The 14,099-nt window shown below is 67.7% G+C and carries 15 protein-coding genes and 3 tRNA genes; 16 read left to right on the plus strand and 2 right to left on the minus strand.

All coding sequences use genetic code 11. From position 1 onward, the window contains the following. Positions 1-59: 59 nt before the first annotated feature. From argC to ACE3TA_RS21820, 4 genes are all read left to right on the plus strand, one after another. A complete protein-coding gene (gene argC, locus ACE3TA_RS21805) occupies positions 60-1,040 on the plus strand; it encodes an N-acetyl-gamma-glutamyl-phosphate reductase (protein ID WP_374576442.1) in 981 nt (326 codons plus the stop codon). Further along, the gene (locus tag ACE3TA_RS21810) at positions 1,037-1,489 is read left to right on the plus strand and encodes an N-acetyltransferase family protein (RefSeq protein WP_374576443.1); all 453 of its coding nucleotides are present in this window, start codon (positions 1,037-1,039) and stop codon (positions 1,487-1,489) included. Before argC ends, ACE3TA_RS21810 begins: the two co-directional genes overlap by 4 nt. Before the next feature lie 36 nt (positions 1,490-1,525). Next, positions 1,526-2,020 carry a peptide-methionine (R)-S-oxide reductase MsrB gene (gene msrB / locus ACE3TA_RS21815; protein WP_374576444.1) on the plus strand — a complete coding sequence of 165 codons (495 nt, stop codon included), beginning with the start codon at positions 1,526-1,528 and terminating at the stop codon, positions 2,018-2,020. Between the two features lie 90 nt (positions 2,021-2,110). Beyond that, positions 2,111-2,929: a hypothetical protein gene (locus tag ACE3TA_RS21820; protein WP_374576445.1), complete on the plus strand. Its 819-nt coding sequence runs from the start codon at positions 2,111-2,113 to the stop codon at positions 2,927-2,929. Here the strand turns inward: ACE3TA_RS21820 and phaC are convergent. Further along, on the minus strand, positions 2,926-4,965 hold the full coding sequence (gene phaC, locus ACE3TA_RS21825; RefSeq protein WP_374576446.1) for a class I poly(R)-hydroxyalkanoic acid synthase: 2,040 nt from the start codon (positions 4,963-4,965) through the stop codon (positions 2,926-2,928). The two genes, ACE3TA_RS21820 and phaC, sit on opposite strands and share 4 nt — an antisense overlap. 82 nt (positions 4,966-5,047) lie before the next feature. Here phaC and ACE3TA_RS21830 point away from each other — a divergent pair, with 82 nt between their 5' ends. The 9 genes from ACE3TA_RS21830 to ACE3TA_RS21870 all read left to right on the plus strand — a co-directional run bounded on the left by ACE3TA_RS21830 (position 5,048) and on the right by ACE3TA_RS21870 (position 13,288). Next, positions 5,048-5,521: a hypothetical protein gene (locus tag ACE3TA_RS21830; protein WP_374576447.1), complete on the plus strand. Its 474-nt coding sequence runs from the start codon at positions 5,048-5,050 to the stop codon at positions 5,519-5,521. A gap of 117 nt (positions 5,522-5,638) precedes the next feature. After that, complete coding sequence (locus ACE3TA_RS21835) at positions 5,639-6,859, plus strand: LL-diaminopimelate aminotransferase (RefSeq protein WP_374346614.1); 1,221 nt, start codon at positions 5,639-5,641, stop codon at positions 6,857-6,859. Further along, positions 6,856-8,145 carry a homoserine dehydrogenase gene (locus ACE3TA_RS21840; RefSeq protein WP_374576449.1) on the plus strand — a complete coding sequence of 430 codons (1,290 nt, stop codon included), beginning with the start codon at positions 6,856-6,858 and terminating at the stop codon, positions 8,143-8,145. The genes ACE3TA_RS21835 and ACE3TA_RS21840 overlap by 4 nt, the downstream gene beginning before the upstream one ends. Positions 8,146-8,196: 51 nt before the next feature. Then, positions 8,197-9,150 (plus strand): class II fructose-bisphosphatase, encoded by a 954-nt coding sequence (glpX, locus tag ACE3TA_RS21845; RefSeq protein WP_374576450.1) that lies wholly within the window; start codon positions 8,197-8,199, stop codon positions 9,148-9,150. Positions 9,151-9,154: 4 nt separating this feature from the next. Beyond that, positions 9,155-10,960: a single-stranded-DNA-specific exonuclease RecJ gene (gene recJ / locus ACE3TA_RS21850; RefSeq protein WP_374576451.1), complete on the plus strand. Its 1,806-nt coding sequence runs from the start codon at positions 9,155-9,157 to the stop codon at positions 10,958-10,960. 55 nt (positions 10,961-11,015) lie between these two features. Further along, positions 11,016-11,090: transfer RNA gene (locus ACE3TA_RS21855), tRNA-Glu, on the plus strand. A gap of 251 nt (positions 11,091-11,341) precedes the next feature. Next, on the plus strand, positions 11,342-11,983 hold the full coding sequence (locus tag ACE3TA_RS21860) for a cold-shock protein (protein ID WP_374346618.1): 642 nt from the start codon (positions 11,342-11,344) through the stop codon (positions 11,981-11,983). Between the two features lie 70 nt (positions 11,984-12,053). Next, the gene (locus ACE3TA_RS21865; RefSeq protein ID WP_374346619.1) at positions 12,054-12,860 is read left to right on the plus strand and encodes a glutaminyl-peptide cyclotransferase; all 807 of its coding nucleotides are present in this window, start codon (positions 12,054-12,056) and stop codon (positions 12,858-12,860) included. Then, the gene (locus ACE3TA_RS21870; protein ID WP_374346620.1) at positions 12,857-13,288 is read left to right on the plus strand and encodes a PaaI family thioesterase; all 432 of its coding nucleotides are present in this window, start codon (positions 12,857-12,859) and stop codon (positions 13,286-13,288) included. Before ACE3TA_RS21865 ends, ACE3TA_RS21870 begins: the two co-directional genes overlap by 4 nt. Positions 13,289-13,298: 10 nt before the next feature. Here ACE3TA_RS21870 and ACE3TA_RS21875 read toward each other — a convergent pair whose 3' ends face one another. Continuing rightward, positions 13,299-13,460 (minus strand): hypothetical protein, encoded by a 162-nt coding sequence (locus ACE3TA_RS21875; protein ID WP_374346621.1) that lies wholly within the window; start codon positions 13,458-13,460, stop codon positions 13,299-13,301. Positions 13,461-13,589: 129 nt separating this feature from the next. Here ACE3TA_RS21875 and ACE3TA_RS21880 point away from each other — a divergent pair. The 3 genes from ACE3TA_RS21880 to ACE3TA_RS21890 all read left to right on the plus strand — a co-directional run bounded on the left by ACE3TA_RS21880 (position 13,590) and on the right by ACE3TA_RS21890 (position 14,098). Beyond that, positions 13,590-13,666, plus strand: a tRNA-Pro gene (locus tag ACE3TA_RS21880). A gap of 27 nt (positions 13,667-13,693) precedes the next feature. Then, complete coding sequence (locus tag ACE3TA_RS21885) at positions 13,694-13,999, plus strand: ETC complex I subunit (protein WP_374346622.1); 306 nt, start codon at positions 13,694-13,696, stop codon at positions 13,997-13,999. 22 nt (positions 14,000-14,021) lie between these two features. Further along, positions 14,022-14,098 (plus strand) — tRNA-Arg (locus ACE3TA_RS21890). Position 14,099 lies beyond the last annotated feature (1 nt).

Raw genomic sequence — 14,099 nt, forward strand, 5'->3', positions numbered from 1 at the left:
GCTTCGGGCAACCGAGGCGCCCCTTCTGCTATCTGGCTTACGAATTCAGGATCAGGACCATGACCCACAAGGTGTTCATCGATGGCGAGGCCGGCACGACGGGCCTGCAGATCCGCCAGCGCCTGGAAACCCGCACGGACCTGACCGTGGTCTCCATCGATCCGGCCCTGCGCAAGGACCCGGCCGCCCGCGCCGAACTGCTCAACAGCGTCGATGTCGCGATCCTGTGCCTGCCCGACGAGGGCGCCAAGGAAGCCGTGAGCCTGATCACCAATCCGGATGTGAAGGTGGTGGATCCGTCCACCGCCCACCGGGTCGATCCCAACTGGGTGTTCGGCTTTCCGGAATGGAAACCGGGTCATCGCGAAGCCATCCAGGCCTCCAAGCGGGTCAGCAATCCCGGCTGCTGGTCGACGGGCTTCATCGCCCTGATGGCGCCCCTGGTCCGTGCGGGCCTTATGCCTGCTGAGCAGCCGCTGTCGGTCCACGGCGTGTCCGGCTATTCCGGCGGCGGCCGCGGCCTGATCGAGGAATTCGAGCAGCAGCCTCAGCCGGCTGGCCGGCAGGACGCCTTCCGCGCCTACGGCCTGAACCTGACGCACAAGCACCTGCCGGAGATGGCAGCTTATTCGGGGCTGGCCCACGCGCCGCTGTTCTCCCCGGCGGTCGGCCGCTACGCCCAGGGCATGCTGGTCGAGATTCCGCTGCAGACTTGGACCCTGCCGGCCAAGCCGACCTCGGCGGAGCTGCGCGACGCCCTGGCCCAGGCCTATGCGGGTGAGACCTTCGTCGGCGTGGCCAGCGCCCAGGCCTGCGCCGACCTGCAAAAGGCGCGCGCCGGAGCCGGCGGCTACAATGAGGTGCTTGATCCCGAGGCGCTGAACGGCACGAACCGGATTGAGCTCTACGTGTTCGGCAATGACGAGCGCCAGCAAGTCCGGCTCGTCGCCCTGCTGGACAACCTGGGCAAGGGCGCTTCGGGCGCCGCGGTGCAGAACCTGAACCTCATGCTGGGCCTGCCGGAAGGCGCCGGCCTTTGATCCTGCGGCGCGCGAGCCTCGCCGACGCCGGCGAGATCGGGCGCCTGCATCACCGCACCATGCGGACCTCGCTGCCCTTCCTGCCGGACCTGCACACGGCGGCCGAAACAGAGGGGTTCATCGCCAAGGTCCTGATGCCCACCTGCGAGCTCTGGGTCGCCGAGGGTGAGGGACGCATCCTGGGCTATGTCGCGTTCAAGCCGGGCTGGATCGACCAGCTCTATGTCGCACCGGAAGAGCAGGGCAGGGGCGTTGGTCCGGCCTTGCTCGCCAAGGCGCTGGAAGACGGCTCCGAACGCAGGCTCTGGACCTTCCAGAAGAACGCCCGCGCCCGCGCCTTCTATGAGCAGCGCGGCTTCCGCATCGAGACGCTGACCGACGGGCAGGACAACGAAGAGCGCGAGCCGGATGTGCTCTATGTCTGGCGCGGCGAAAATCCTGCGTCATGATGTAACCAGACGGCGGTCGGGACCGTATCTGGATACATGAGCACGCTAAACATCGATCGCCGCCGCCTGCTGGGGGCCACCGCCTTCGCCCTTGCGGCCCTGACCTCGGCCGAGGCCCTGGCCGCCGACGCTTATGCGTCCTCGCCCTGGCGCAGGATCGCCGACGCCGACTGGCGCAAACGGTTGGACGGGGACAGCTACCAAGTGCTGCGTCGGGAGGCGACGGAACGCGCGGGTACGAGCCCGCTCCTGAAGGAGCATCGCAAGGGTGTGTTCGCCTGCCTCGGCTGCGGTCTGCCGCTGTTCAAGTCCGACTGGAAGTACGAGAGCGGCACCGGCTGGCCGAGCTTCTACCGCGCCATCCCCGGCGCTTTGGGCACGAAGACCGACTTCAAGATCGGCGTCCCACGCACCGAGTATCACTGCGCCCAATGCCTGGGCCACCAGGGCCACGTGTTCAATGACGGCCCCCGGCCCACCGGCCTGCGCTACTGCAACAACGGCCTGGCGTTGAAGTTCATCCCCGCCTGAGCGATTGCCCCCCGCCGCCCCTGGCCCTAGGTTCCCCTCGATTTCGGGGCGGAGGCCGGCTTGGGCAGGGTGCTAGGCAGAATTGCGGTCGTGCTGGGCCTGGCTCTGGTCCTGGCGGCCTGCAGCAAGCTGCAGGCCGAACCGGACGCCGACCGGCTGGGCCGCCGCTTCATCGACGCGGTCCAGCGCGACGACTGGCCCGCCATCGACCCCGCGCTCAGCGCCGGCTTCATGGCCGACCCGGACCACGCGCCCAAGATCGTCCTGGTCCGCGACCTGTTCCCCAAGGAACCGCCGTGGCGGATCAAGCTGATCGAGTCGGAACGCACCCGCCCGCCGCTCCTGCGCCGCGAGACGCGCGCCGAGCTCAGCACCCTGCGCTATCTCTACGGCTTCTCCGGCCGCGAGGTGGCGGTGGATCTCACCGTCGAGCTGGCCGGGACCAAGCGGGTCTATGACCGCGGCCAGAAGCTGACCGGCAAGGACCCGTTCCGCGAAGTGAAACTCTATCGCGTGGTCGCGATCACCGCCCAGCCGGTGACCCCGGCCGCCATCAAGGCCAATGGTTTCCTCGCGCCCGGCAAGGGCCTCGTCCACCTGGCCTTCCTGGTGGGGCTTGTCGGATCGCCGGTGATGATGGTGCTGACCGCCGTGGCCGCAGCGCGCAGCCCTGGCCTGAAGGGCAAGTGGTGGTGGGTGCTGGGGGCCTTCGTGGGCGTCGGCACGGTCTGGATCAACTGGACGACCGGCGCGCTCGGCGCCGAATGGCAGGCGGTCAACCTGTTCGGCGTCGCGGCGACCAAGGGCCAGTCTCCGCTGGCGCCCTGGATCTTCCATTTCGCCCCTCCGATAGGGGCCTTGGTCGTCCTGCTGCGGCTCAAGACCCTGCCGCAGCAGAACCAGGCTTAGGACACTACCTTCACATAGCTGCCCGGCGCGTCTTCCAGCGGGGGCAGGGGCCCCTTGGCCGGATCGCGGGCCGGCACCATCGGACCGGACTTGGCCTTCAGCCACTCAGCCCAGTTCGGCCACCAGGACCCGGGCGTCTCCTTGGCCCCGGCCATCCATTCTTCAACGGTCGGCGGCAGCTCGGAATTGGTCCAGTGCTGGTACTTCTGGGCGACGGGGGCGTTGATCACCCCCGCGATGTGGCCCGAGCCTGACATCATGAAGGTCACAGGCCCGCCGAACAGCTTTGCGCCGCGATAGACCGACCGGGCCGGGGCGATGTGGTCTTCCTTCGAAGACTGAACATAGACCGGCGTCTTCACCTGGCCGAGGTCGAGGCGCACGTTGTCCAGGACCAGTTCGCCCTTGGCCAAGGCGTTCTCGCCATAGAACTTGCGCAGATAGAACAGGTGCAGGGTCTTCGGCATCCGCGTCTGGTCAGAGTTCCAGAACAACAGGTCGAAAGGCTTGGGCTCCTTGCCCATCAGGTAGTTGTTCACGAAGAACGACCAGATCAGGTCGTTGGAGCGCAGAACATTGAAGGTGTCGGCCATGTCCTTGCCGGGCAGCACGCCGCCGCCGGCGTCCATGCGCTGCTCGAGGTCCTTCAGCCATTCCTCGTTGGTGAAGAGCAGCAGATCGCCGGCCTCGGCGAAGTCCTGCTGGGCCGCGAAGAAGGTGGCCGAATTGATCCGGGTGTCGCCCCGAGCCGCCATGTGGGCCAGGGTCGCTGACAACAGCGTACCGCCAATGCAGTAGCCGACGGTGTTCACCCGATCGACGTCGGCCTGCTTCATCACCGCTGCGGAGGCCTCGTAGATGCCCTCGCGCATGTAGTCTTCAAAGGTCTTGGTCGCGAGTTCGACGTCCGGATTGACCCAGGAGGCGACGAAGACCGTGATGCCCTGGTCGCACAGCCAGCGGATCATCGAGTTTTCGGGCCGCAGGTCCAGGATGTAGAACTTGTTGATCCAGGGCGGGAAGATCAGCAGCGGGATCTGATGCACCTGCGGCGTGGTCGGATTGAACTGCAGCAGCTGCAGGACGTCGTTCTGGAACACGACCTTGCCCGGCGCCGTGGCGACGTTCTCGCCGATCTTGAACATCTCATAGTCGGTCTGGCTGATGGCCAGCTTGCCGCCGCCGCGGTCCAGGTCCTCGGCGAAGTTCTCCATGCCGCGCAGCAGCGACTCCCCATGGGTCGCCATGGCCTCGCGCAGGGCCGCAGGGTTGGAGACCAGGAAGTTCGAGGGAGAGAAGGCGTCGGTCAGCATCTTCATGAAGAACTCGACCCGGCGCTTGGTCATCGGCTCGACGTCGTTCACGTCCGACACCAAGCCGTTCAGCCAGTTCGAGGTGACCAGGTAGGACTGCTTGATCACGTCGAAGACCGGGTTCTCGCTCCAGTCCGGATCCGCGAATCGCTTGTCGCCCTTCGCGGGCGTCACGACGGGATCGACCGTCTCACCCATCGCGCGGCGCGCGGCGGACTGCCACAGCTCCATATAGCGCTGGAACAGGTCGGCCTGGGCGCGGACCAGCCGATCAGGCTGGGCCGCCAGTCGGCCCATGACGTCGGTCAGGGCGGGGCCGACATGCATCGGATCGGGGGACAGGGCAGCCGGACGGTCGGCGTTGCGCAGGGCTGCCTCGGCGATGGCGCCCTGGGCCGTGAGGGCGGCGCGGGCCAGGTTGGTGGACAGCTTCTCCAGCGCGGCGCGCTGTTCCGCCGTCAGGCTCGAGGGATCAAGCCCTGGCGGGGCTTGGAACTTGGGCGCTTCCGGCCGGGGAGGCGGCGGGGCGGCGGCCTGGGGCTCAGGGGTCTTGGCGGCCTTCTTCTTCGGCGCCTCAGCCTTGGCAGAGGATTTCGCGGCCGCAGACTTCTTGGCCTTGGCCTCGGCGGGCTTGGTCCCGACGGACTTGGGTTGGGCTTCGTCCGCCTTGGACTTGCGCCCCTTGCCGCTGCGCTTCGACTTGCCGGCCGATTGATCGCTCATGGACGTGTTCTCCCATTGACGAGGCGCATTAGTCTCCGCGCTCTTTCGCCGAAACCGATCATGGCATAAGACCTGGACGGAAATGAACGCATCGCTTCGACTTTTCGTGACGAACCGCCTGACCCGCCGCGTGCTGCGCGTCGGCGTGGCGTTCGGCTGCCTGTCCGCCGCCTCGGGCGTCGCGGGATGCGCGTCCGGTCCGTTTGCGCCGGCCAGCCTTGACAAGGCCTCGGCGGCGTCTGCCGAAATCTCCACCTTGGCTAGCGCGGCCAAGTCCTATCCGACCTTCGCCGACATTCCCCCGCCACCGGCGGACGTGCGACCGGACCGCGCCTGGGGCAAGGCCGCAGCCGAGGTTGAGGGGGACGGCGCGGCGCTGGCCGCCGCCACGGCCCCGAGCACCTGGACGCTATCGGCTACCGACAGTTTCGCCGCACGGGCCCTGGCCGCCACCGGTCCTGGGGTCCAAGGCGCCGACTCGACAACGGCTGCAACGGAGGCGTTCGCCAAGCAGGCTCGGCAGCGAGCTACACCGCCTCCGCCGCCCAAGAAATAAAAGGGGCCTGCGGAGGCGCAATTTCCATTGAACCTGCTTGGCTGGTCCCCGGTCGGGGGCTATCCATGCGCGACCTCAGCTCCCGTAAAGCCGCGGACGCCGCGGCATGAGCTTAAAATGACCCCCGAATTCCACCGCATCAAACGCCTCCCGCCCTACGTCCTCGAGGAGGTGAACCGCATCAAGGCTCGCCTGCGCGGCCAAGGCATCGACATCATCGACTTCGGCATGGGCAATCCCGACATGCCGACGCCCAAGCACATCGTCGACAAGCTGATCGAGACCGCCAAGGACCCCAAGGCCGGGCGCTACTCGGCCTCCAAGGGCATTGTCGGTCTGCGCCGGGCGATGGCCGGCTACTATCAGCGCCGGTTCGGCGTGACCCTGAACCCGGACAGCGAGGTGATCGCCACCCTGGGCTCCAAGGAAGGCTTCGCCAACCTCGCCCAGGCGCTGACCGCGCCCGGTGACGTGATCCTGTGCCCGAACCCGGCCTACCCGATCCATGCCTACGGCTTCATCATGGCCGGCGGGGTGATCCGCCACTTGCCGGCCGAGAGCCCGGAGGCCTATCTGTCGGGCGTGAGCGCCGCCATGCGCCACTCCAGCCCGGCGCCGAGCGTGCTGATCGTCTCCTATCCGTCCAACCCGACCGCGCAGTGCGTGGACGTGGATTTCTACAAGGACGTGGTGGCGCTGGCGAAGAAGCACGACCTGCTGGTCATCTCCGACATCGCCTATTCCGAGATCTATTTCGACGACAACCCGCCGCCCTCGATCCTGCAGGTCGAAGGCGCCAAGGACATCGCCGTCGAGGTCAACTCGCTGTCGAAGACCTACGCCATGGCCGGCTGGCGGGTCGGCATGGTGGTCGGCAATGACCGGATCTGCGCCGCCCTGGCGCGGGTGAAGTCCTATCTGGACTACGGCGCCTACACGCCGATCCAGGTGGCCGCCGCCACCGCCCTGAACGGTCCGCAGGACTGCGTGGACGAGATCCGCGCCATCTATAAGAGCCGCCGCGACACCCTGGTGGAATCCATGAAGCGCGCCGGCTGGGATATCCCCGCGCCGCCCGCCTCCATGTTCGCCTGGGCCCCGGTGCCCGAGCAGTTCAAGGAAGCCGGCTCGCTGTTGTTCTCCAAGCTGCTGATCGAAGAGGCCGGCGTGGCCGTGGCGCCGGGCGTCGGCTTCGGCGAATACGGCGAAGGCTTCGTGCGGGTCGGGCTCGTGGAGAACGAGCACCGCATCCGCCAGGCGGCGCGCAACGTGAAGAAGTTCCTGGCCAACGCCGACGACATCCTGTCGCGGCATCACAACACCCTGGCGGCGCAATGAGTGAAAAGACCTGGCGTATCGGCGTTGCGGGCCTGGGCACGGTCGGCGCGGGCCTGCTGACCTTCCTGGCGGACCGGCCGGACTTCGCGCCGGCCGGCGGTCGCGCCGTGGTGACCGGCGTCTCGGCCCGGTCGCGCTCGCGGCCGCGTCCGTTCGACATCTCGAACCTGCCCTGGTTCGACGATCCGGTGGCCCTGGCCACCTCGCCGGACAATGACGTCTTTGTCGAACTGATCGGCGGCTCTGACGGTCCGGCCAAGGCCGCGGTCGAGGCGGCGCTGAAGCTGGGTAAGCCGGTCGTCACCGCCAACAAGGCCCTCTTGGCCGAACATGGCGCGGAGCTGGCGGTGCTGGCCGAAGCCAATAGCGCGCCGCTGGTGTTTGAAGCCGCCGTCATGGGCGGCGTGCCGGCTGTGAAGATGATGCGCGAGGCCCTGGTGGGCGACGACGTCAACAGCGTCGCCGGCATTCTCAACGGCACCTGCAACTACATTCTGACCGAGATGGAGCAGGGCGGTCGGCCCTTCGCCGAGGTCCTGGCCGAGGCCCAGCGCCTGGGCTACGCCGAAGCCGATCCGACCATGGACGTCGGCGGGTTCGACGCCGCCCACAAGATCACCCTCCTGGCCGCCCTGGCCTTCGGCTGCGCGCCCAACTTCGCCGCCGCCGAGATCGAGGGCATCGACCAGATCGAACTTCTCGACATCAAGATGGCCCGCGACCTGGGTTATCGGGTCAAGCTGGTGGCCTCGGCCGACCGGTCGGCGGACGGCGTGCTGGTGCGCGTGCACCCCTCGCTCGCCCCGCTCAGCCACCCCCTGGCCCAGGCGGGCGGGGCGCTGAACGCCCTGTTCATCGAGAGCCAGCGCATCGGCCGCATCTTCGTCCAGGGCCCTGGTGCGGGCGCGGGCCCGACCGCCGCGGCCGTCGCCGCCGACATCGCCGATGTGATGACCGGCGCCGTGCGGCCCGTCTTCCAGCGTCCGGCCACCACTCTTCGGCCCTTCACGCCGGTGGATCCGTCCAAGTCCATGAGCCGGGCCTATCTGCGGTTCCTGGTCAAGGACGAGCCCGGCGTCATCGCCGCGGTTTCGGAAACCCTGGCCGAGGCCGGCGTCTCCATCGAAAGCTTCCTGCAGAAGCCCGTGGAGAATTCCGAGGGTGTGCCCATCGTCCTGACGACGCACGCCGTCGCGGAATCCGTGCTGACAGCGGCCATAGACCGCATCGCGAATCTGTCTTCGGTTCTGGATAGGCCTCGTCTTCTGCGCATCGCGCGCATCTAAGAATCCACGGATACTGTCCGGCTAAGCCGGCCACAGGCGGGAGAGTTGCGGATGAGTTCTGAGATTCTGGATCGCGGACTGATTCTGGACGCGGGCCGGGTCACAGAAGCCGCCGCCATCGCCGCCTGGAAGCTGGTCGGCCGTGGCGACGAGATCGCCGCCGACCAGGCCGCCGTCGACGCCATGCGCACGGCCCTGAACAGCCTGGCCATCAATGGCGAGATCGTCATCGGCGAGGGCGAGCGCGACGAAGCGCCCATGCTCTACATCGGCGAGAAGGTGGGCCTGGGGAAAGGCGCCGCCATCGATATCGCCCTTGACCCGTTGGAAGGCACGACCCTGACGGCCAAGGCCATGGCCAATGCGCTGGCCGTCATGGCCTGGGCGCCGAAGGGCACCCTGCTGAACGCGCCGGACACCTATATGGACAAGATCGCCTGCGGGCCCGGCTATCCGGCCGGGGTGATCGATCTGGACAAGTCGCCCGCCGACAACGTCAAGGCGCTGGCCGACTCCAAGGGCGTGTCGCCGGAGACGATCACCGTCTGCATCCTCGACCGCCCGCGCCACGCAGACATCATCGCCTCGGTCCGCTCGGTTGGCGCGCGCGTGCAGTTGATCACCGATGGTGACGTGGCTGGCGTGATGAACACCGCCGATCCGTCCACCGGCATTGATCTCTATATCGGCCAGGGCGGCGCGCCAGAGGGCGTGCTGGCCTGCGCGGCGCTGAAGTGCGTCGGCGGCCAGTTCCAGGGCCGCCTGGTGTTCCGTAACGCCGACGAGCGCGCCCGCGCCGCCCGCGTCGGGATCACCGACTTCGACAAGAAGTACGACCTGCACGAGATGGTCCGCGCCGACGCGATCTTCGCGGCCACCGGCGTCACCAACGGCGCCCTGCTGGACGGCGTGTCGTTCAAGGACGGCTTCGTCCACACCCACACCCTGGTGATGAATTCGTCCACCCGTGAGGTGCGCGAAGTCCGGATGAAGCGTCCGGTCTGACCCCATGGCGGATGGCTCGACACAAGCGGGCTATCTGGGCGTCTCCCGTTCCCTGACGGGACGGCCCTGGCGGGCGCGTCCGGCCGAGCCTGACCTGGTTCGGCGCCACCAGATGGGCCTGGGCTTGTCGGAGCCGCTGGCCCGCGCCCTGGCCTCCCGCGGCGTAGAGGCCGAGGCGGGTGAGACCTTCCTCAACCCGACCCTGAAGGCGCTGTTTCCGAACCCTTCGAGCTTCCAGGACATGGACCGGGCGGCCTCGATCCTGATCGACGCCGTTGAGCGCGACCGGCCGATGATGGTCTTCGCGGACTATGATGTGGATGGCGCCTCCAGCGCCGCCCAGCTGGTGCGCTGGATGCGCGCCATGGGTAAGGATCTGCCCATCTACGTCCCCGACCGCATTACCGAGGGCTATGGCCCCTCGCCCGCCGCTTTCCGCCGACTGCGGGAGGAGGGGGCCGAGCTGGTGGTGACTGTCGACTGCGGCGCCGCCGCCTATGACGCCATCGCCACCGCCGCGGAGATCGGGCTGGAGGTCGTAGTCATTGACCACCACCTGATGCGGGACGGCGAGATGCCGGCCGCCTCGGCCCTGGTGAACCCCAACCGCCCGGACGACACCTCGGGGCAGGGCCGGTTGGCCGCTGCGGGTGTCACCTTTGTCCTGCTGGCCGCCCTCAATCGCGAGGCGCGCCGCCGGGGCATGTTCCAGGACCGTCCGGAGCCGGACCTGAAGCAGTGGCTCGACCTAGCCGCCATGGGCGCGATCTGCGACGTGACGGAGCTCTGTGGCTTCAACCGGGCCCTGGCGACCCTGGGCCTCAGGACCATGTCGGCCTGGCGCAATCCGGGGCTGAAGGCGCTGCTGGACGTGGCCAAGGGGCAGGGCCCGGCGACGGTGTTCCACGCCGGCTTCATCCTCGGGCCACGAATCAACGCCGGCGGCCGGATCGGTCGCGCCGATCTTGGCGCCCGCTTGCTGTCCACCGACGATCCGCTGGAGGCTGAGGCCCTGGCGGTCGAACTCGACGGGCTCAACGCCTCGCGCAAGGAGGTCGAGCGCGAGGTGATGGAGGCGGCGATCCGTCTCATCGAGCATGAGAGCAACCAGGCAGACGCGCCCATGCTCCTGGTGGCGGCCGACGGCTGGCACCCCGGCGTCATCGGCATCGTGGCCGGTCGCCTGCGGGAACGCTATCGCAAGCCGGTGATCGTCGTGGGCGTCGACCGGCCGGGCAATATCGGCAAGGGCTCGGGCCGCTCCCAGCCGGGGGTCAATCTGGGCCGGGCGGTCCAGGCGGCCTATGAGGCGGGCCTGCTGCTGGCGGGGGGCGGCCACGCCATGGCCGCGGGCTTGTCCGTCCGCCCGGACACCATCCCCGAGCTGCGCGACTTCCTGTGCGGCCAGATGGCCGAGGAGGCGCGCGAGGCCGCCGAGGCCGACGCCCTGGACATTGACGCCCTGGTGACGACCGCCGGCGCCGACCGGGCGCTGTATGAGGACTTCCAGCGGTTGGCGCCGTTCGGCCCCGGCAATGTCGAGCCGCTGTTCGCCCTGGCGGACGTGAGGGTCGAGCGCGCCATGGCGCTGCGCGGGGGCCATGTCCGTGTGACCCTGACTGACCGATCAGGCGGCAAGCTGAAGGCCGTCGCCTGGCGCGCCGAGGATACCGAGATCGGCCGCCGGCTGCTCGCCGAGGGCGGCGGACTGCACGTGGCCGGGCGGCTGAAGCCCGATGATTGGCAGGGCCGCCGGGCCGTGGAACTGGAGATTGAGGACGTCGCCGATCTTCGTCGACAAATCTCCTGATCGGCGCTTGCACACCCGGATGGAGGCGGATATACAGCGCCTCCTTCGCCGACGCGGTCCCTTCGTCTATCGGTTAGGACGCCAGGTTTTCAACCTGGAGAGAGGGGTTCGACTCCCCTAGGGACTGCCAGGCGTGGCGCTCAAGACCTCCCCCATCTTGGCGCCATGCTCGCGGAGACTTCCCTTCCCAGGTGAAGACGCTCCACGCACCTTGATCGTCTTTGGCCCGATCTGAGCGCTGCAGCGCTCGCGTGACTAGAGAACCACACGCCTGGCGTGCGGATGGTTAAAATCCCCCATTGACGGCTCTCCTGATACGAGAACAGTGTTATAGTTGGCCAATATCCGAAAGGATCGGGGGAGACCGGGCCAGAGGGGCAAATGTCTGGTTACGAATACGAGGGAGTCGATTCGCACGGGAGCGCGGTGCGGATCAGTGGTCGAATTAAGTGGTTCGACGCCGGTAAGGGCTATGGATTCATTGTTCCGGACGATCCGGGCCAGACGGATCTGAAAGACGTTCTGTTGCATGTGACTTCACTGCGGAACGCCGGGCGCGAGAGCGCGCTCGAGGGGGCCGTGATCGTTTGTGATGTCGTGCGTCGGCCGAAGGGCTGGCAGGTCTCCGAGGTGGTCAACCTCGATGAAAGTTCCGCCTCTCCGCCCAGCGACCGTCGACGTCAGGACGAGGGCCATTTCCGTCGGGATCGTGACACCTTCGACCGCCACGGCGGCGGGGGACACTTTGATCGCCAGGGCGGCGGATTTCAGGCCCGTGGCCCGCGCCGTCCGCCGGCGCCCCGCGGTCCCCTCGAACGCGCCAAGGTGAAATGGTTCAACCGCGCCAAGGGCTATGGCTTCGTGGTCCGCGACGGCGAACCTGGCGACATCTTCGTCCACATCGAGACCCTGCGCCGCTCGGGCCTGGAGGATCTCCAGCCGGGCGATGACGTCATGGTGCGGTTCGCCGAGGGTCCCAAGGGCCTGGTGGTGGCCGAGATCGAGTCCTCCGGCTACGCCTGAGGCTCTGTCGGGCCTTGCCTAGACCGCAAAGCTTGCCCAAACCAGGAGCCTGCTTGCTCCGGAGACTGGCTTGCGCGCCCCGCTGATCCGCTTCTGTCTCGCCTCGCTCCTGGCCCTGGGACTGGCCGGCTGTGGCGCGCCGGCCTCGGCCGATCCGCCGGCGGGCGCGATCCCCGTCCAGGGGGTGCAGGTGCGCGCGGCCTATCCCCATGATGTCGGCGCCTTCACCGAAGGCCTGATCTATCTGGACGGCGACATCTACGAGAGCACCGGCCTTGAGGGCCGCTCCGATATCCGCCGGGTTCGCCTGGCCGATGGCGTGGTGCTGCAGTCACAGGCCATCGACCCGGACCTGTTCGGGGAGGGGATCGTCAACTGGGGCGATGACCTGATCAGCCTGACCTGGCGCGATGGCGTCGGCTTCCGCTGGGACCGCATGACCCTGACCCGCAAGGGCAGCTTCCGCTATCTGGGCGAGGGCTGGTCCCTGACCCAGGACGGCAAGCGCCTGATCATGAGCGACGGCACGCCTTGGCTCAGGTTCCTGGATCCCCGCACCCTGAAGGAGACCGGCCGAGTGAAGGTCACCGCCGACGGCGAGCCGGTGCGCAATCTCAACGAGCTGGAGTGGGTGAAGGGCGAGGTCCTGGCCAACATCTGGCTGACCCACCGCATCGCCCGCATCGACCCGGCCACGGGTCGGGTGAAGGGCTGGATCGATCTTTCCAGCCTGCCGGAGGTCCGCATGGGCCTGGGGCCGGATGCGGTGGCCAACGGCATCGCCTATGACGCCGCCAAGGACCGCCTGTTCGTGACCGGCAAGAACTGGCCCCACCTGTATGAAATCGGCCTGACGGGCCCCAAGGAGGCCCCGTGACGGCCCAGGACGACCAGATTCCCACCCCGCCCGAGGGCTTCATCCGCTCGAGCGGCCGCGGCGCGTTTTCCACCCACAACGGCCCTTATTTTCACCGCGAGCATCCGGGCGAGTTCACCGAGCAGGCCTTCTTCGCCCTGCCGCGGCACGCCAACGGCATCGGCCTGGTGCATGGCGGCATGCTGACCGCCTTCATGGACGGCCTGTTGGCCAACGCCCAGTACCGCGAGACCCGCAAGACCGGCGTGACCATCCACCTGTCGGTGGACTTCCTGCACATGGCGCGGGTGGGGGAGTGGGTGATGGGCGAGGCGCGCTGCACCCGCGCCACCAAGGACATCGCCTTCGTTGAAGGCCGCGCCTATGTCGGCGGCCACGACGTCGTTCGCGCCACTGGCGTCTTCAAGCTGATGCACAAGAAGACCTGAGCCCGCAGGCTCAGCGGATCACCAGCTTGATCACCATCACGGCGACCAGCACGATCCCGCCACCGATCGCCACCAGCCGGATTTGCTCGCCATAACGGTCGAGCAATTCCGCACGTCGACGCGCCTCCATGCGCCGCCGGCGCGACGACTTGGCTTTGAATGGTGACTTCATCAACGCTTCTCCAGGGGCGGAACAATGCCCCGGAAGACTCACCATCGTCGAGGGGCCTCGCCTCTGCGGCGTAGCGGTCATTGCGGGAACGGCCAAAGCCTTATATCGCAGGCGCGATCGGCGCTCTGTCGGGGCGTAGCGCAGCCTGGTAGCGCATCTGCTTTGGGAGCAGAGGGTCGCGTGTTCGAATCACGCCGCCCCGACCACGCCGAAACGGGACCAAGAGGAAGACCATGCTCGCGCGCATCTATCGTCCGGCCAAGAACGCTATGCAGTCGGGCAGAGCCAAGATGAAGGACTGGGTGCTGGAGTTCGCCCCGGCCTCGGCCCGCCACCCGGACGCCCTGATGGGCTGGACCCAGACGACGGACACTGACGGTCAGGTCCGCCTGTCCTTCGACACCAGCGACGAGGCCGTCGCCTACGCCCAGAAGCATGGCATCGCCTTCCAGCTGACCCAGCCGAAGGACCAGAAGCGCATCATCAAGGCCTACGCCGACAACTTCGCCTTCGGCCGCAAGCAGCCCTGGACCCACTGAGGTCCCGCAAGAGACCCCTTGGGCGCCCTTAGCTCAGATGGATAGAGCATCCGCCTTCTAAGCGGACGGTCGCAGGTTCGAATCCTGCAGGGCGCGCCAG

Source organism: Phenylobacterium sp., from assembly GCF_041916435.1.
Lineage (GTDB): Bacteria > Pseudomonadota > Alphaproteobacteria > Caulobacterales > Caulobacteraceae > Phenylobacterium.